Origin of the sequence: Gilvimarinus agarilyticus, assembly GCF_000832015.1 — a bacterium.
Lineage (GTDB): Bacteria > Pseudomonadota > Gammaproteobacteria > Pseudomonadales > Cellvibrionaceae > Gilvimarinus > Gilvimarinus agarilyticus.
On the sequence record NZ_JXCJ01000001.1, the window covers coordinates 1 to 17,070 of the forward strand.

General features: G+C 51.7%; 14 protein-coding genes and 2 pseudogenes. 5 read left to right on the plus strand and 11 right to left on the minus strand.

Going from position 1 to position 17,070, the window contains the following annotated elements; genetic code table 11:
* Positions 1 to 424: 424 nt before the first annotated feature.
* From SD69_RS00005 to SD69_RS19015, 6 genes and pseudogenes are all read right to left on the minus strand, one after another.
* The gene (locus SD69_RS00005; RefSeq protein WP_041521563.1) at positions 425 to 1,399 is read right to left on the minus strand and encodes a hypothetical protein; all 975 of its coding nucleotides are present in this window, start codon (positions 1,397 to 1,399) and stop codon (positions 425 to 427) included.
* A gap of 9 nt (positions 1,400 to 1,408) precedes the next feature.
* The gene (locus SD69_RS00010) at positions 1,409 to 1,936 is read right to left on the minus strand and encodes a hypothetical protein (RefSeq protein WP_041521564.1); all 528 of its coding nucleotides are present in this window, start codon (positions 1,934 to 1,936) and stop codon (positions 1,409 to 1,411) included.
* A gap of 322 nt (positions 1,937 to 2,258) precedes the next feature.
* Complete coding sequence (locus tag SD69_RS00015; protein ID WP_041521565.1) at positions 2,259 to 2,786, minus strand: PRC-barrel domain-containing protein; 528 nt, start codon at positions 2,784 to 2,786, stop codon at positions 2,259 to 2,261.
* Positions 2,787 to 3,355: 569 nt separating this feature from the next.
* Positions 3,356 to 3,709: a phage holin family protein gene (locus SD69_RS00020; RefSeq protein WP_052480752.1), complete on the minus strand. Its 354-nt coding sequence runs from the start codon at positions 3,707 to 3,709 to the stop codon at positions 3,356 to 3,358.
* A 662-nt stretch (positions 3,710 to 4,371) separates the two neighbouring features.
* A pseudogene (locus tag SD69_RS00030) lies at positions 4,372 to 5,700 on the minus strand (endo-1,4-beta-xylanase); the annotation flags it as partial.
* Positions 5,701 to 5,718: 18 nt separating this feature from the next.
* Positions 5,719 to 6,069: pseudogene (locus SD69_RS19015) on the minus strand (cellulose binding domain-containing protein); the annotation flags it as partial.
* Positions 6,070 to 6,723: 654 nt separating this feature from the next.
* Here SD69_RS19015 and SD69_RS00035 point away from each other — a divergent pair.
* Both SD69_RS00035 and SD69_RS00040 read left to right on the plus strand, forming a co-directional pair.
* Positions 6,724 to 8,493: an SLC13 family permease gene (locus SD69_RS00035; RefSeq protein WP_041521567.1), complete on the plus strand. Its 1,770-nt coding sequence runs from the start codon at positions 6,724 to 6,726 to the stop codon at positions 8,491 to 8,493.
* Positions 8,494 to 8,698: 205 nt separating this feature from the next.
* Positions 8,699 to 10,120, plus strand: a complete 1,422-nt coding sequence (locus tag SD69_RS00040) for an MATE family efflux transporter (RefSeq protein ID WP_041521568.1) — start codon at positions 8,699 to 8,701, stop codon at positions 10,118 to 10,120.
* A 28-nt stretch (positions 10,121 to 10,148) separates the two neighbouring features.
* On the opposite strand, the gene SD69_RS00045 is transcribed toward SD69_RS00040, so the two are convergent.
* The 3 genes from SD69_RS00045 to SD69_RS00055 form a co-directional block, all read right to left on the minus strand.
* Positions 10,149 to 10,682 (minus strand): peroxiredoxin-like family protein, encoded by a 534-nt coding sequence (locus tag SD69_RS00045; RefSeq protein WP_041521569.1) that lies wholly within the window; start codon positions 10,680 to 10,682, stop codon positions 10,149 to 10,151.
* 170 nt (positions 10,683 to 10,852) lie between these two features.
* Complete coding sequence (locus tag SD69_RS00050) at positions 10,853 to 11,263, minus strand: Dabb family protein (RefSeq protein ID WP_041521570.1); 411 nt, start codon at positions 11,261 to 11,263, stop codon at positions 10,853 to 10,855.
* 100 nt (positions 11,264 to 11,363) lie between these two features.
* Positions 11,364 to 11,636 carry a DUF2798 domain-containing protein gene (locus SD69_RS00055; protein WP_041521571.1) on the minus strand — a complete coding sequence of 91 codons (273 nt, stop codon included), beginning with the start codon at positions 11,634 to 11,636 and terminating at the stop codon, positions 11,364 to 11,366.
* A 138-nt stretch (positions 11,637 to 11,774) separates the two neighbouring features.
* Between SD69_RS00055 and SD69_RS00060 the strand changes: the two genes are divergently transcribed.
* The 3 genes from SD69_RS00060 (at position 11,775) to SD69_RS00070 (ending at position 16,069) form a co-directional block, all read left to right on the plus strand.
* Positions 11,775 to 12,683 (plus strand): LysR family transcriptional regulator, encoded by a 909-nt coding sequence (locus SD69_RS00060; RefSeq protein WP_041521572.1) that lies wholly within the window; start codon positions 11,775 to 11,777, stop codon positions 12,681 to 12,683.
* A gap of 164 nt (positions 12,684 to 12,847) precedes the next feature.
* On the plus strand, positions 12,848 to 14,464 hold the full coding sequence (locus SD69_RS00065) for a mechanosensitive ion channel family protein (RefSeq protein ID WP_052480753.1): 1,617 nt from the start codon (positions 12,848 to 12,850) through the stop codon (positions 14,462 to 14,464).
* Between the two features lie 276 nt (positions 14,465 to 14,740).
* Positions 14,741 to 16,069, plus strand: a complete 1,329-nt coding sequence (locus SD69_RS00070; RefSeq protein WP_041521573.1) for an OmpP1/FadL family transporter — start codon at positions 14,741 to 14,743, stop codon at positions 16,067 to 16,069.
* Positions 16,070 to 16,132: 63 nt separating this feature from the next.
* Here the strand turns inward: SD69_RS00070 and SD69_RS00075 are convergent, their stop codons facing one another.
* Entirely contained in the window at positions 16,133 to 16,609 is a 477-nt protein-coding gene (locus SD69_RS00075; protein WP_041521574.1) for a GNAT family N-acetyltransferase, read from the minus strand.
* Positions 16,606 to 16,851: a DUF2164 domain-containing protein gene (locus SD69_RS00080; protein ID WP_041521575.1), complete on the minus strand. Its 246-nt coding sequence runs from the start codon at positions 16,849 to 16,851 to the stop codon at positions 16,606 to 16,608. The genes SD69_RS00075 and SD69_RS00080 overlap by 4 nt, the downstream gene beginning before the upstream one ends.
* Between the last annotated feature and the right edge of the window lie 219 nt (positions 16,852 to 17,070).

The following is a 17,070-nucleotide window of genomic DNA, read 5'->3' on the forward strand; positions in this document are numbered from 1 at the left end:
TACTCATGGTCTGCTCCACTCTTTTTGATGTCTGTTCGCACACACATCATGGCTCATTCGAAGCCGTATTGGGAGTGGGGCGGACCATTCCATTAAGTCTTGAATCGTGAATTTGTTCTCCGATGGCTACGAGGTGCCGCTTTGTGGGCCTCGGGTCGCGTCTTTGATTTATGAATTCAGCATCGACGGAGGCACTCTGTGGTGTTGGGGTCTTACCGTTTGCACGCGCGGAAAGACTCTAGCATGTAAATTGTAAGGCCTGACCCGCAGAAGGCTGTTGAGCACGGCGTTAGGCAAGTGGCAGGAAACAGGCGATGTTTCTCGATTGATAGGGCTTTAATTGAACAATAGCGCCTGTCGAGTTTTTCGTACAGTGCCTCCCAGCATCACGGAATGTTGTGAGGCTTGATAGCTAGTTTATGTTCTAAGATTTATTATGTAATTTGGTTGAATTTCTGGATAAGTAATCAATATTCGTATCGATACACTCTTCATCACCCTCTAAATGAGAGCCCCACCCAGTCCATCCACTAGCCCTCATTGAAGCAACTGTTAAGTTGTTCAGGTTGGTGACCGCCTTGGGCGGGTTGTCGGCAAAGGGCAGTAAATGCCTCTTCACTCTCTCGTTATTAAGGTCATCGTATATTGATTGAGCCATAACTGAAATTCTATCGTAGTCGTCAGGCGATACATTCATGAGTGTTCGACCTTTTTTCATCCTGAACACAGTGCCCTGCATGTGAGTCAAATCGCCTCTTAGGACGGCATACTCCTGCCAGGCATATGAGTGCAATAGCATCTCATATGCTTCAGCAACCTTTCCAGCCTCATATAAATCGCGAGCTTTGAATTCATAGTCAAGCATAATAGGAAGAAGTGATCCTCCCGTAAAACCGCGTATTGCTGCGTCATAAGAAGCCTTCAATTTGGTTTCACCGTCGGCCACATCGGCAAGTACAGAGAGTGCCGTGGTATCGCCGGACTCGGCAAGCTCCTTGAGCATTTCAATGCTATAACTTTTGTAGGATTCCTGATTTTCCAGTATATACCCATGCGAACGAAGCCATTGATTGTGGTCGTCCTGTGCTTTAGCTTTCCCGGATTCGGTCAATTGAAGGTTATTACACCAATCTTCGTCATAATCTAGTTTGTCTTTAAAGTAATTGTCATCAGACGCTACCGGGTGTGCTTCGGGTTTTATCTTACGTTCCTGGAGTTTATCTAAACGGTTGTCGCTTTCAGAGATCCTTTGAGGTACTGAACTGCTGAGAGGTGCGTTTTTGACCTCTTTTATAGAGACGTGTGGAATATCTACAAGCTTCTTGCTTTGAGACAGATGCATGGTAAAGACTGCTGCGGATACGGCTACGCCACCTATTAGTAATAATTTGTAGTTCATATAATCCACCTAGAATATACTGCACCCTGAGCTGTGCTCGTGATACCTTGCTTTACATCGCGTGAGCTCCAACTCTTTAACGGCATTCACGTTAGCAGTGCAAGACTGATTACGATCACCTGGTGACGCTGTGGATATTTCAATCGAACCGCCAGTTACCGCTAACGAATATGAGAGGCCAAGGTTTAGTTGTACCGCAGACCAATCATCTAGAATGTCCGAACAGCTTTTCTCTCCAGCAACAACATCTTCTAGAACTCGTATTTGGCATTCATAGCGATATTTCTTTGCTTCTGCTTCACATTTCTTTTCGTACTGATCAATAATTTCTAGATCTCGCTCAAACGTATTGATGAGCCGGCCGTATGATTCCCAGTGGAGTTGAAAGTCATCCATTGATCCTTGGTAGATTTGCTGGTTCGTGGTTACGTGAATGTCTGGAATACCCTGGCCTTTAACTTTAATTGGAAGTATGGCGGAGACAATAATCGTAGGGAAAACGCAGTTTAAGGCGAGAACTAAAATTGGAAATTTCATAACCCCTCCTGGGAAATTGTGTAATCCGAATAGAGAGGTTATCTTGAAATATATGAAAGGCGTATTACGCTGATGTATTTTAACGACACTTATTGCCACGCCTTGTCGCGCTATACATTGATTCACTAAAAATTAATATTAAGTGGTTTTAAAAAATGGTATCGAAGCGCATTTGGCCCTTTTGTGGCAGATTCTAACGTGCCCGCTTTGGTCTATTTCCTTCAGTCATCTCGTTACGGCGAAAGAGAATGTCCGGGGCAGGCCTTAAAGCTCACACATAAAAAAGGGCCCGAAGGCCCTTTCTCATGAAGATTAATTCAAATTAATCAGTCTTTTCTTCAATCTTGTCACCGAGGTCGTCTGCACCTTCCTCTATGTCGTGCCATGCCGATGAGGTGGCTTCTTTGGTGTTCTCCCAGGCGCTTTCGCTAACGTCTTTGGTTTTTTCCCAGGCCTGTTGCAATGCCGCACTGGTTTTGTTCCACCAGTCTTCACTGTATTCTGGCTGCTCTTTTAACTGTGCCTTGGTCAACTCCAAATGAACTTCATATTCCATTTCATCGAAGCCTTGTTTGCCAGGCTCTGGCATCACGGTAAATGAACCGCGCTGTATCACTACCTCTTTACCGCCAAGGCCCATGACTTCGTCAGTCTCGATAACGATAGAGTGTACTGACATATCGTTACCCATCAAGATATCTTCGACTTCACCTACTTCTTGGCCCGTACTGTCAAAAACCTCGGCCTCTTCTAAATCCGACATTGAGTACAAACCTTCGGCCGCAAATGCAGTGCCGGCCATTGAAGTTGCAAGTAGTGCGGGCAGTGCGAGCTTTTGAAAATATTTCATAGTAAATCTCCTAGATTGAAAAATTGTCCGTAAATGACGTTATAAGTCGTGCGTTTATCGAATCTAGTTAATATATCGCAACTCTCGTGCCAGAGTGGTCAGTCGGTGGTTTGAGAATCTTATTGCGCAAGCGATTCTGGAGGAGTGCAGTTGTGTTAAAGAAGTTTATAGCGTGGTCACGTCCGGCTTAATCGCATGTGATTGAGGCTGCTGATATCACTCAGCTGCTTGTTGCTCGAAGTGGCTGCGTACTCCACTATAGGAAGTTCGTTCTATTACGGTGGGTTATTGATAAGCTTCACTTGTCGAGCGGTTTCGCACGGTTCTAATTTATAAATGTATTCAGTGATTAATTGGTATTTCCCGCTAGTGTTTAATGAGTAGCAGAGCTTTCGGTTGAGCTAAAGTAAGCCGACTGAGGTAAAAGCCTGAAGTCAACCGCGATTATCCAAGTCTCGTTGCGTGGGTTTACGGCGCATCTCTGCATGCCGTAAACCCACGGTAACGTGCTTGATATAGATGGGCGTTTATATGGCTAGACGTCACTTTGCTGTTATCGACCTGACTTATCACGCACTGTATATTGCCCACTGGGCCAATGTGCCTAGCGCGGCCATTATGAGCGCACCTAATAATGCCCAACCGAACCCGTCGATAGTGAGGTGGTCGGTCATTTTATCGGTAATTTTAAGCACGATAGCGTCGATGATCCAGCGGGTAATAAAAGCAAGCAGTAAGGCAATGCCTAAGGTGAGCACCGTAAATACGGTAAAAAATAGCCATCCGAGTAAAAAATTCAAAATGCCGAATATCGCTGCTACCCATAATGCGCTTTTAAAGTTCTTAATGTGAAMCCCCGGTAATATCGCCGCCGTTAGCCACACTGTGAAAGATAAAATTAACCAATTTAAAATCAATGTCATGATGTTTTCCGTCCAGCTATTCTGTATGGGGAATCTTGAGTTCTGTAAGCTTAGCGAAGTTCATGCCAGATACAGTATCTAATATGGATTGGGCGTGCTTAAGAATGGTTTCGCGAGAAATCTGTAGTGTGTCGAGATGAGGGTGAGAATATTATGGGTAACAAATTTGATAGCTTTGTAAAAGTATCCTACTTGTGGTCGGGGATTTTATTTATAGCGTCGATAGTAGGGCTAACAGGAGACTGGACGTGGGTGGGAGAAGCTATATTTTTTATAGGATTGGTGCTGTCGCTAGCCCTGTGCGCTGCCACTTATAACGTAAGCCGCTTTTTAAAGCTAAGTACTTTGGTTTATAAATTACTGTGTGGGTTAGGGGTAGTTTGGGGGGTAGCGTATATTGTTTGGTTTTATTTTGAAATCACTTTGAATCATCTCCCAGGTGTTGTGACCAGTCTTTTCCACTTTTCGTCGGTTGTTCTGATCTCTGGGCCATTTGTCATTTTTTACCGAGCATTGAGCAGCCTGGACATAAACAAAAGGTCGGCGGCCAAAGATTCGCACTCGCAGTAAATCAATGGCGAGAAAAAGCCCTGCGTTTGCAGGGCTTTAAGGGGACGTCCTTTTCCGCTTTAGCGTAAATGCGTTTTAGCATCAACTCTTTGCTATCGGTTCAGGTATTCCATTAACCATTGCATGGCAGGGCGCTGTTGGCCATTGCTGGTGATCAGGCCAGTGCCATCGCGCCAGGTGGCGCCAACCACATAGCCCCAAAGGGTAATGCCGGCCACATCCGGATGGTTGTAAAAAATTGGAAAGTGGCGCTGCATGTACTCCAGTTGCAGCTGGTCGTTGGACTCCTGAATGTCATACTCGGAAATGTATAAAGGCAATCCCAGTGCGGCTATCTGGTCGAGTTTGTCTTCGATCTCTTGCGCGCTCCAGGCTCGAGGGTTGTAAAGGCCGTGAGCCTGCAGCCCCAGCGCATCGACGTAACCGGAATTAACGGCTGGGCGAATCATGTCGATGATGGCATCGGTATCCCAGGTCAGAAAGTTAAAGTCGTTATAAATGAGAACGGCGTTTGGACAGTGCTCGCGCGCCAGGCGAAAGGATTCGGTAATCCAGTCGCTGCCAAAGGCGTTGGCAGCGTAGTTGGCCGGGGCGTGCGAGGGCAGGGCCTCGTTTACCACGTCAATCATTGCGGTGTCGGGGTAGCGCTCACAGTAATCGCTGATCCACTCTTCGATTTCGGCGCGTTGCTCGGACGCACTTAATCCGTCGATCCAGCCCGGGCGCTGGCTGCCCCACACCAGTACGTGCGCTTTTACCGGAATGCCGCTGGCGCGAGCGTAGTCGTAAATATCATCCAGCGGGCCCCAGTTGTACTGGTCGCGGGTACCCTCCACCGAGCCCCACTTGCCTTCGTTCTCGGGGGTAATCTGATCCCAGTATTGGGTAAAGTCCGATCTTACGCTGCCGTTGGTGGTGATATTGCCCACAAAAAACTCGGGGAAGTCGGGGTTGCCGTTGTTGCTCGAAGAGCTGCTGGAGCTTGATGAGTTGCTACTAGAGCTTGATGATGAACTGCCATCGAATGGGTTACCAAAACCGATAGAGCCGTTGCAGTGCAGCATCTCGGAGTAGGAGCCCGCGCCGCATTCACCGTCGTAGGCGCCGGTATTGTCTTGCTGGTCTTCGGCTTGGTAGGTGACATTATTGACCATCACATAGTCCACTTGTACGTCGCGGTCACCGGAGTCGTTGGTAAAGGCAACGCGCAGTTCACCGCTGGCGTCGGTGTTGATGGTGTAGTCCAGCATGCCGATGCTGAGCGTCCAGGTTTCGATGGTTTGCCCGGCAATTTCCAGGCTGACGCTTTCGTCGCCGGTGACACCGCTCATGCGCACGGTAATGCTGTGGCTGCCACTACCGGTAGAGGAGGAGCTGCTAGAGCTGCTAGAACTGTTGGCGCTAGAACTAGAGCTGGCAGAGCCACCGCCCTGTACCTCGAGGCTTGCCAGACTCGGGGTGGCACTGCCATTGGCGCAGAAACCAAATTTGGTGTCGCTACCCGGTGCGATGCTGGCGTTGTGGGCGGCCGGCGTTACACTGGCGCCGCTAAGGTTGCCATTCCATAAATTGGTGATGTTGGAGCCATTCAGGCTAAGGTCTACGGTCCAGTTGGTAATGGTATCGCTGCCGTTGTTGGCAATGCTTACGTCGGCGCAGTAACCGGCGCTCCATTGGTTGGAAACGTTAAGCGTGGCCTCGCCAGGGCCGTCGGTAATAGCGTGTGCGGCGCTGGTACAGATGAGGGTCGTTGCTGCAAAAAACAGCTTTATTTGAGTTGGGCTTCTCATGGCTGAACTCCTGTAAGAATCGTTATGGGCTTTGGGTTGTTCCTGTTCAATCCAGGAACAGGGTTAAACGCTAACCGATGCCGCGATACATCCTTTAAGCTGTAAAAGCTAATAATGAACCTGATGTGTTATTCATTATTTGGCGACTGATTAGCAAACAGCACCGCAGATTTAAGTGTGGTGAGATCTTATTGTCAATTTGAACTTAAGTCGAGTGAGAGGCTTTTTGCTTTTGTTTTCGAGTATGTGTCGTGTGTCACGAAAGCATCTTGATATTCGAAATATGTAATGGATTTTCTTATTCTGGGAGGGCTTGAGCCATATGCTAGGCTTCGTAAAAACGAGCGCGTCGAGCACCGATATTAGAGTTTCGGTGTAACAACAAGCATTTCGGCGGCTAACCAAGGTGTAGCATAATATGGAAATAGACCCTGTCGGGATATGAGGGTGAATTGACTGGTTACGCTGTGTTAGCCAAGAGATTTACGGGTGATCATCAAAACCGCAAAAATGTCCTCAGAGGTCTCCAGCCCGGACTCAAACCCCACCCCACTTATACAAACCAGTTATAACCCTAGCAGAAATTACTATTTTTCCTGTCGCCTAAGTTTCGGTATGCTCGCGGCCTTATTGTCAGTAATTGGGTCTACATAAATGGAATGGCAAGGGTTGTTATCGCTGGGCTTGGCGATTGGCGCACTGTTGGTGTTGATTTTTACGCGCATCGCGGCACATCTGGTGATGATGGGGGTACTGGTCATTCTCAGTGCTACGGGCATCTTGACCGCCACCGAGGCGTTTGCCGGGTTCAGTAACCACGGCGTGCTGACGGTGGCGGCGATGTTTGTGGTGGCCGCCGGTATCCATGGCTCGGGCGGGGTGGACTTGCTGGTTAAGAACGTCTTGCGTCACCCGCGCAGTGTGCGCTCGGCGCAAATGCGCATCGGTGTGCCCGTGGCGCTGCTCAGTGCCTTCTTAAACAACACCCCGGTGGTTGCGACTATGATTCCGGCGGTGCGCGCCTGGGCGCGGCAAATTGATATCCCTGCCTCTAAGCTGATGATTCCTCTCAGTTATTCGGCCATTTTGGGCGGCACCCTGACGCTGATTGGTACCAGTACCAACCTGGTGGTGAATGGCCAGTATCAGGAGCTTACCGGCAGCGTCGGCTTCTCGCTGTTTTCGATTACCGCTGTGGGTTTACCGGTGGTGATTGTGGGCATGCTGTTTATGTACTTTGTGTTTCCTAAGCGCTTGCCCGATCGCCAGGAAAAAACCATGTTTGGCAACCTGCGTGAGTTTACGCTGGAAGTGGCTGTAGCATCGGATGGCCCGCTGGTGGGGCAAACCGTCGAAGAGGCGGGGCTGCGCAACCTTAAGCGCATTTACCTGGTCGAGATCGAGCGGGGCGGTGCCATTGTGCCGGCGGTAAGTTCTGAGGAGCAGCTGCAAGGGGGCGACCGGTTGGTGTTTGCCGGCAATACCGAGGCGATCTCGGATTTGTTGCGCATACGCGGCATTGTACCCTCCACCGATGGCGAGCCGACGCTGGCGCGTGAGCACCGTGAACGACGCCTGGTGGAGGCGGTTATATCGCCCCACAGTAACTGTATTAACCAAACGGTGCGCGATGCGCAGTTCCGTGAGCGCTACGGGGCTGCCGTGTTGGCGGTGGCCCGCAACGGTGAGCGTTTACCGGGCAACTTGGGGACGACCAAGCTAAAGCCGGGCGATACCTTGTTGCTAGAGGCGCGCCCGGCGTTTGTTAGCCGGCAAAAATACAACAAAGACTTTTTGTTGATTAGCGATTTGGGTACCGAGCCACCACGGCATCAGCGAGCTTATTTGTCGTGGGGGATTTTGCTGGTGATTGTGCTGGCGGCGGCATTTGGCGTAACCAGTATGCTGAACGCGGCGCTGCTGGGGGCGGCGGCGATGATGATTACCGGCTGTTGCTCGGCGCAGCAGGCGCAAAAAAGCCTCGACCCGACGGTACTGCTGACCATTGCCGCATCGTTTGCGCTGGGTAACGCCATGTACAAAACCGGTGTAGCGCAATGGCTGGCCGATGGTTTGCTGCTGGCAGGGCTGGGGCATCCGGTGTTGTTGTTATTTTTAACCTACCTTGCGGTGTGGTTACTCACCGAGTCGATTACCAATAATGCGGCGGCTATTTTGATGCTGCCGGTGGTGTTAGAGCTAACCCAAAAGGCCTCGCTCAACCCTGAGCCCTATGTGTTGGCAACCATGATGGCGGCCTCGGCCAGCTTTAGTACCCCGCTGGGATACCAAACCAACCTGATGGTGTATGGCCCGGGTGGTTACCGCTTTACCGACTTTTTAAAAGCCGGTGTGCCCATGAGCTTACTGGTGGGCGTGACCACCGTATTGGTATTGGCGCTGGGTTGGCCGCTGGCGTTGTAACGCTCTTTGTTTTGCCTTTTGCTGGTTTAGGCCGCGCACTTGCGCGGCCTTTTTGTTTCAGGCGTTGTTGCGCAATTGCCTGGCAGTGGGGGCTTGTCGCGGCAGGTTATTACCCGACTTGGCCTTTCTTGCTTAGCGCAGTGGCTAACTGCGCTATGGTTACCTTAGTGGGTGTTTATTGCGGGCCATACTCTGGGGAGTTTTTATGGCACAAGATCGTCGGACGTTGTTTTTAAACGGGTCTATTTGTCGTGCTTTGTTTGTCTTGGCCGCGCCTATTGTTATGGCGAATGTGTTGCAGGCGGGTTATCAGATTACCGATGCTTTTTGGGTGGGGCGTTTGGGGGCCGAGGCGGTTGCGGCCGTGTCGGTCAGTATGCCGGTTACCTTTTTGGTGATCGCCATTGGCTCGGGCCTTGCCATGGCCGGGGCGACGCTTACCGCGCAGTATATGGGCGCTGGCCGGCAAGATCGCGTAAATCATGTAGCCGCGCAAACGATGTTGATGGTGACAATTACATCGGTGTTATTGGGCGGCTTGGGGTTTGTGTTGGCGCCGTATTTTTTAGCGCTATTGGGCGTAGCCCCTGAGGTGTATCAAGGGGCCCTGGGATTTATGCGGGTGTCTTTTATTGGGGTTATTTTTGTTTTTATATTTTTTATGTTTCAGTCGTTAATGCGCGGGGTGGGCGAGACGCGCATCCCGCTGCTGATTGTGCTGGTAACGGTGATACTCAATTTTGGCCTAGACCCGCTGCTGATTTTTGGCTGGGGGCCGATACCAGCGTTAGGTGTGCAAGGCGCCGCCGGTGCTACGCTGATCACTCAATGCCTGGCGGCGAGTGCGGGGTTGCTGGTAATGCTGCGTGGGCGCCATGGTATCGCGCTATCCTGGCAGTTGTTTAGGCCTGATTTTAACTATATTAAAAAGGCGTTTTTTCTGGGGTTTCCGGGCTCGGTGGAGTTGTCGACCCGCAGTTTGGGTTTGATGGTAATGTCTTTCTTGGCGGCGAGCTTTGGCACCCTGACCATTGCCGCTTATGGTATTGGCTCAAATATTTTGCAGCTGGTTACCATCCCCGCGATGGGGTTGTCGATGTCGGTATCGACCTTGGTGGGGCAAAATATAGGCGCGGGTAACCTTCAGCGCGCGGCGCAAATTACTAAGCTAGGCGTGCTGATTGGTGGCGCATCGTTAACGGTGTTGGGTGTGTGCGCTTATTTTACCGCGCCGGCGATTGTTGCGTTTTTTGTGCCTGACGACCCAAACGTAATTCGCGAGGGGGCGCATTTTATTCAGGTTATGGCGTTGGCGTGGGGCGGTATTGCGGTGCAGCTTTGTATCGCCTCGGCGTTTCGCGCCTCGGGTAATATGGTGAATGCCATGGTGCTGGCGCTCTTGGCGCAGTGGATGTTTCAGTTTCCGGTGGCGTATGTGTTGTCAAAACACACAACGCTTGGTGCCTCGGGTATTTGGTGGTCGCTTCCTGTCACCAATATTGCCGTAGCCTTGGTGTCTGTGTGCTGGTTTGCTCGCGGCAGCTGGAAGCATACCCGCATCACCGAGGACGAGCAGCAAACGTTGCAGGTAACGCGCGAAACACTAGCGGAAGAGGGTTTCCGCTAGTGTTGTGTTGGCGGTGTGCGGTTAAGGGCTAAGAATACGTACCGCGAATCGGGTAATCATTTTCCGGGTCGCGGATAAACTCCAGGCCTGACACTAAGGTTTCCGGCGCGGGGCGAGAGAAAGGTGCATTGGCAATATCGGCAATTTGAATGCGGCCTTCACTGTTGATGACAAACAGCGCCGGCTCGGCAAAGGGGTGGTCGGTTTCTTGCTCAGAGCGCGGTTCAGATATGTACAACCCCAGCCCTTTCATTTGCTCGATCGTTAAACCGTAATACAGCGGGAAGGATACATTAAGCTGCTCCTGATGCTCTTTCAATTGCCCGGCGCTGTCGGCCGAGACGGCCACCAGCTCGATATCGATATCGGCCAGACGTTGTTTGTAATCTTCGAGCTGATTTAAGTATTTTGTACAAATGGGGCAGTGTTTGCCCCGGTATATGACCACCATCTTCCAGCCCGATTCAGAGCTGCGCTGGCCGAGAAACACATCGTTATCGGCGGTATCTTTTACCGTAAGTGCCGGAAATACTGCAGCGGCGGATACTTTGCTGGATCTCATTACTTGCTCCGTTTTGTTCAAAGGTTAGGATTCGGTGGACGTATCGCCCACAGGTATACCCTAGCTCGAGCAAGAATTAAGCCATCCGGCGATGGGTAACGATTGAGAGGTTTTTTGAAAGGAAAAGCGTTGCGTCAGGCCCTGGGCTTAGCCTGACGCAAATGGCCGGGTTAGACGGCGATTGAATCGTACACCACGACCTTGCTCCACAGGTGGCTGCACTGCTCGACAAACTTTTCGTGGATGGGGTCTATCTGGTAAGCGTCCTGATCGGCGGCGCTGTTAAACAGCAATAATTCAGACACCTGATAACTGTTGTCGACCACGTCGCGCTGCTCGGTCGAGGCGGGCACGCCAATGTGGATGCCTTTAACTTCGTTGATGGCACCCAAGGATTTTAGCCCGGCAATTAGCTGCTCGCGGTCTTCCGCTGAGTCGGGGTTTTTAAGCCAAAAGTAAACTTTGTGTACCACCGGTGGCAGGTTGCTGCAGCTCTCTTCGGCGTGGGCGGTACCTATGGCGGCCGCTGCGCTTAAGGTAGCGGCGCCGGCCAGAAACTGGCGACGGGATGAATCGCTCATGGTGCTCTCCATTGTTAGGGTATTGTTGTGCAGCAATAGTAGCAAACCCTCTGGGATTGGACAGGCTTGGAAACTGGATTAACAATTCTTTGCCCGTGGCTTAATGCGGCTGCACCGTCCAGCGCACCAGTTTTAGCACCAGCGGGCGAACCATCAATACGCAAATAAAAGCGCAGGGCATGGCCACTTGGTAGGCCTTCCACACCCAACTTAAAAATGCATCGTCTACACCTCGGTTTACGGCGGTAATCAGTGCGCACATCAGTAACGCCATAATGCTGGCCATATAAAATGAAAACGCAACCGCTGTGTAGCGCGGGTGCAATTTACGCCCAAGCGTACGGTTTTTATCCGTGGTATTAAAGTGAGTCATATAACCTCCTGCGGTGTTGGTGTTGCCACAATAGCCAGCGTGCGGCCGCGCGAGTAGAGGTGTAGGCGTACTAGCAGCAATAAGCTAAAGTTACGAATGTAATGGTTATTGTGTGCAATTACCTTGTGAGTGTTAGAAATGGATAGTGTGCGGGGTATCGACAGTTTTGTTCGTGCCGTTGAAGCGGGCAGTATTGCCGGGGGCGCGCGGCGCCTGGGTATTAGCCCGGCCGCGGCGAGCCAGAATATCGCACGCCTAGAGGCTCGGCTCGGCGTGCGGTTGCTAACCCGTACCACCCGGAGCTTGGCGCTAACCGATAGCGGCCGCTTGTATTATCAGCGCGTAGGGGCCTTGCTGGACGAGTTGAATGCGGCCAGCGAGGCGGTCAGTGAGCTGCACGATGAGCCTCGAGGGCGCTTGTGTATTGCCGCTACGGCAGCTTTTGCCAGGCATGTATTGGCACCGCTTATTCCCGCGTTCAACCATCTGTATCCGCACATCACCATCGAGCTAAAGGCTACTGATCGCAGTGTCGATCATGTGCGAGAGTCGGTGGATGTGAGCATTCGTATCCGGCCGGCATTGGAAGATGGTTTGGTAGCGCGGCATATCGCACGGGTGCCCTCAGTGTTTTGTGCAGCCCCCGAATATTTAGCGCGCCGGGGGACACCCGTTACGCCCGAGCAGCTGCAAGAGCACGATTGTCTGGTGTTTCGGTTTCCGCTGGATGGCCGCTTTTTACGCTGGGGTTTTGTACGCGATGGTGAGCTTTTTTACCCGCCGGTACACGCTGCTATTATCAGCGATGACATTGATACTTTGGCACGTATGGCGGTTGCGGGCGCGGGTATTACTCGTTTAGGGGCTTTTATTGCCGCGCCTTATATCGAGCGGGGCGAACTGATTGAGCTGTTTACCCCCATCGCCGAGGTAGAGCCTCTCGATTTTTACTTTTGTGTGCGCGACCGGCATCAGTTGACGGGCAAAGTTAGGGTCTTTCGGGATTATTTGTTACAGGCGGTGCCCGATTGCTGGCGGGCGCCATGATGAAGACTGTACTGACGTAAACGACTCGTTTGCTGTTGGCCGTAATAAAAACAGCTCATACCAGACAACGACGCCAGAAAGTTGCCCGCCGTAAAGTCGCTTGCGCTATAGTAAATCCCGCACCAAAACAAAAAATTGTTGTATACCTTTTGGGGGATGGATCGATGCCGTTATTGCGGTTGTTAGTAGTAGTGTGGTTTGCCATAAGCGCGGCGATGGTTACCGCGCAGGACGAGCCGCTGCACGAGCCATTAGAGGCCGTAGCGCCGGGCTCTGTTGATATATGGGGTATGCATATCACCACCGTTCGTGCGCAATATCGGCAGTACACGCCCAAAGAGCGCGCGAGCACCACCGTTGAGCGTATCCGCTCGATTCCAGTTGCCAAGCGTTATGACGTATCCGTTAACTTGGTTCAGGAGCAGGATTACAAAGGCGCCTGGGTTATGGTGAATGACCAGCGGATCATCGGCTTGCTGGATAAGGACGCCCCCGAAAAACTCACCATTGGCGAGTACGCCGAGCAAGCCAAATCCCGCCTGGAGTTGTGGCTCGAGCGTCGCGATGCGCAACAAAAGCCCGAGCTTTTGGTTAAAGGGGCAATTTACACGGCCATTGCCTCGTTGTGTTTTGGCGGTATTATTTTTCTCTTGTTGCGTGGTCGTGAGCGGTTACTGGCCTGGCTGGAAAAGCGCAATAACCCGGGGGCTAATGCCAGCCGCCTGCAAGTGGGTGGCATTTACTTGCTGCCTTACTTAGTGTCGATGCTGTCGAGCTTGGCGCGGCTCCTGCTAATGGCGCTCATCGCGCTGTTTAGTTATTTGTGGCTGGCGTACGTGATGCGTCAGTTTCCTTATACGGTGGGCTTTGGCCAAAGGCTTACCGACTACATCGTCGATATTGTCACAAAAATTGGCCTGGGCATTCTTGGTTCAATTCCCGACATTGTTATGGTGCTGGTGATATTTTGGCTGGCCAGCATTGTTAACGACATGGTTAAAAATGTGTTCTCGCGCATCGAGCGAGGGCGCTTGCGCTCCAGCCTGTTTGACCCGGAAACGGCTAAGGCGACTCGTCGCGTTATTGTGGTGTTGGTGTGGCTGTTTTCAATTGTTATTGCCTACCCTTACATTCCGGGCTCGGGCACAGAGGCCTTTAAAGGTGTCAGTGTATTTCTAGGTTTGATTGTTTCGCTCGGCTCGGCCGGTATTGTCAGCCAGGTGCTGGGTGGGTTGATTGTGGTTTACTCCCGCGCGTTTCAGCCCGGCGAGTATGTCAAAGTGTCGGATTATGAAGGCACTGTGACCACCGTTGGGGTGTTGTCGACTAAGATCAAAACCATCAAAAATGAAGAGATAACCATTCCAAATGCGGTACTGTTAAATGCTTCAAGCACCAACTACAGTCGTCTGGCCAAGCCCGACGGCATCATCATTTCCACGTCGGTCACCATCGGTTACGACACGCCTTGGCCCCAGGTACATCACTTACTGCTAGACGCCGCGCAGCGCACCGAAGGCGTGCGAGATAAGCCCGAGCCCAACGTGCGGCAAACGGCCCTCAGCGATTGGTATGTTGAGTACCGGTTACTGGTGCATATTGATCAGCCCGAGATAAAAGTGGCCGTGCTGTCTGAGCTGCATCAGCATATTCAGGATGTATTTGCCGAGGCGGACTTGCAAATTATGTCGCCGCATTTTATCGATCAGCCGGAGCAGGCGCTGGTGCCCGCCCCTTGGGTGGCTCCTGATAAGGCGCCAGCTACAGACGAGCCGAAATAGCCAATGTTTATCGCTAAGTGATAGATAAAAATTGTGCGGTCATCGCAAATTTTACTAAGGGGGGCTGTTTTTTTTCTGGCTTCTGCTAGGCTTAGGGCAGCGTGCGGTGCATCTATTGGGCCGCCGCGCTGCGGCTGGCGCAACATTGCTGCCCGGTAGGGCAATGTTCGTAGCCGCCGATTGCACTGGCCGACTACACGGTAAGCGGCGCGCCTTTTAGTCGGTTGCTTTCGTGTATCGCTGATTTCGTCGCCCGTCGACGCAGAGGAGTCACCTATGCCTAATAAATTCAATAAAACGTTACTCGCCACAACCTTAGCTGTATCCCCCTTTTTAGCTCACGGTGCGTCGTTTCAGTTACTGGAACAGAGCCCGGCACACCTGGGTAAAGCATTCGCCGGCACCGGCTCTGATATTACCGATGCCAGCACGGTTTATTTTAACCCCGCCGGTATGACCAAGCTCGATCGCATATCCTTAACGGCGGGTGCCAATCTGGTCGCCACTAACGCCAAGTTTAACGACGAAGGCTCAAGCTATGCTGGTGGCGGTGATACCACCGACGAGCTGGGCTTTATACCTAACGGTTACGCGGTACTGCCCTTGGGAGACCGGCTGGCCGTGGGCTTTGGTGTCGGTGCCCCTTTTGGTCTATCAAGCAGCTTTAGCGATGACTGGGCCGGGCGCTATTCGGCAACCTACAGTGAGTTGCAACTGGTTAACGTCAATGCCACCGCCTCTTGGGCCATTACCGACGTTATTGCGGTGGGCGCCGGTATTAACTACCAGACAATCGAGGCCGACCTACAGAGCCAGGTGGACTCAACACTGGGTATAGCGCCCGACCCGTCAACCGATAGCAGCGCTAAAATATCGGGTGATGACGATGATTTTGTACTGGATTTAAGTGTGCTGATTACGCCCTCGGAGCGCACCAGTATTGGTGTAGTATGGCGCGAGGGTGGCGAGTTTAAGCTCGATGGCACCGCCGAGTTTCATAACAACGCCGCTTGTATGCCCGGCGCTGGCTACCCTACAGGTGCGCCTCCGGCGCCCACCACGGGTACCTTGTGTGCCGGGGGGTTAGAGCTTTTGTCGGGCGATATTGAGGCGCCCGTGAATATGCCCGACACCCTGACCGTTAGTTTTACGCAATATGTGTCAGACGGCTGGGCGTTTCACGCCGATATCGCCCAAACCAGCTGGAGCAGCATCCAGAATGTTGAGGTGACCAACAGCGGTAATGGCCAGCAAGTAGACGAGCTGGACCTGCAGTACGATGACACCATGCGTTATGCACTGGGCACCAGTATCGATACCGGTGCCTGGACATGGCGTGCGGGTGTAGCGCTGGATGAAACACCACAAAGCAACCCCGAGCATGTTAGCCCGCGTATTCCCGATGCCGATCGTACCTGGTTGAGCGTGGGGGCCAACTGGGAGCTATCAAGCCACTTGTCGCTGGACTTTGGCTATGCCCACTTGTTTATCGACGATGCCTCTCTGCGTGAAGAGTCGCAAACTGCGGTGGGCCCGGCAGTACTGGCCGGCTCGTTTGACAGCAGCGTTGATATCTTTGGCGCTCAGTTAAACTGGCGGTTTTGATCGGTACGGGGAAGGGAGAACGGAAAATGGGTGACGGATAATTATTTCGTACCCCGTACCCCATTACAACTTCTTTTCCCAAAATTCAGCCCGGCCCGCTTGCGGGTCGAGCTGGTAGCCGCTAAAGCCAAATTTTTGGTAGGCCGAGGCGGCGATTGTGTTTCCGCTCAATACCTCTAGGGTTAATTTGCAGCAGCCTTGCTCGCGGGCGATATCCTCTATACTTTGCAATAACTGCTGGCTAATACCCTGCCCGCGAAACTCAGGTAGTACAGCCACGTCATGAATATTGATTAATGGCTTGCAGGCAAAAGTTGAGAACCCCGCAAAAGCGTTTAATAGCCCGGCAGGTTGTTGTGAGGCAAACGCCAATAAAGAAATACCCTGATGTTCTACCAGCCCGGTAATAATATGGCGGCGAGCAAAATCGCTTAACGGCTGGCCGCCGCCCATTGGGTCGCGTGCATAGGCATCCAATAAATTAATAAGTGCCGCTGTGTGGTGTTCGCTGTTATAGTCGACACGTGTAATCTGTATCAACGTTTAAACTCCGTGGGTTTTTCTATTTCAATAATGGCGTCGGTGATAGAGTCCATTTTGTCACTCAGCAGAGCCGCAGCATCGTACAGGCCGCGATTGTAAAAATACGGACCGATTTCTTCGGCAAAAAAATCCAACAGAAATTGCGCGTCAAAGCTGCCAATGCTTTGCTCTAGCTCGTCGCGAAAGTATCCCTGAATTTTATTGACGATAACGTCTTTCTCCTGATCGGAAAATTTCATTGTTCTTCTCCTAAAGGCGTAATGACCGGGGTGTCGGGAAGTGAATTAGCCTCGGCTTTGCCGGTATTTTTTTTGTGTCCGCGAGTCAGCGCCGCACTTTTTTTTGTAAGGTTTTACGCAGCTAATCATATACTTGCTGTCGGCTGCCATGATTTCGCTTGCTCTTGTTCTCGAGGATCCCGCACAATTTCCGTCATCCGTCATCCGTCATCCGTCATC

Bases quoted from the DNA above. Each gene is read 5' to 3' on its own strand.
- SD69_RS00005 (WP_041521563.1), bottom strand. From the start codon at position 1,399: ATGAACTACAAATTATTACTAATAGGTGGCGTAGCCGTATCCGCAGCA.
- SD69_RS00010 (WP_041521564.1), bottom strand. From the start codon at position 1,936: ATGAAATTTCCAATTTTAGTTCTCGCCTTAAACTGCGTTTTCCCTACG.
- SD69_RS00015 (WP_041521565.1), bottom strand. From the start codon at position 2,786: ATGAAATATTTTCAAAAGCTCGCACTGCCCGCACTACTTGCAACTTCA.
- SD69_RS00035 (WP_041521567.1), top strand. From the start codon at position 6,724: ATGGAATGGCAAGGGTTGTTATCGCTGGGCTTGGCGATTGGCGCACTG.
- SD69_RS00040 (WP_041521568.1), top strand. From the start codon at position 8,699: ATGGCACAAGATCGTCGGACGTTGTTTTTAAACGGGTCTATTTGTCGT.
- SD69_RS00045 (WP_041521569.1), bottom strand. From the start codon at position 10,682: ATGAGATCCAGCAAAGTATCCGCCGCTGCAGTATTTCCGGCACTTACG.
- SD69_RS00050 (WP_041521570.1), bottom strand. From the start codon at position 11,263: ATGAGCGATTCATCCCGTCGCCAGTTTCTGGCCGGCGCCGCTACCTTA.
- SD69_RS00055 (WP_041521571.1), bottom strand. From the start codon at position 11,636: ATGACTCACTTTAATACCACGGATAAAAACCGTACGCTTGGGCGTAAA.
- SD69_RS00060 (WP_041521572.1), top strand. From the start codon at position 11,775: ATGGATAGTGTGCGGGGTATCGACAGTTTTGTTCGTGCCGTTGAAGCG.
- SD69_RS00065 (WP_052480753.1), top strand. From the start codon at position 12,848: ATGCCGTTATTGCGGTTGTTAGTAGTAGTGTGGTTTGCCATAAGCGCG.
- SD69_RS00070 (WP_041521573.1), top strand. From the start codon at position 14,741: ATGCCTAATAAATTCAATAAAACGTTACTCGCCACAACCTTAGCTGTA.
- SD69_RS00080 (WP_041521575.1), bottom strand. From the start codon at position 16,851: ATGAAATTTTCCGATCAGGAGAAAGACGTTATCGTCAATAAAATTCAG.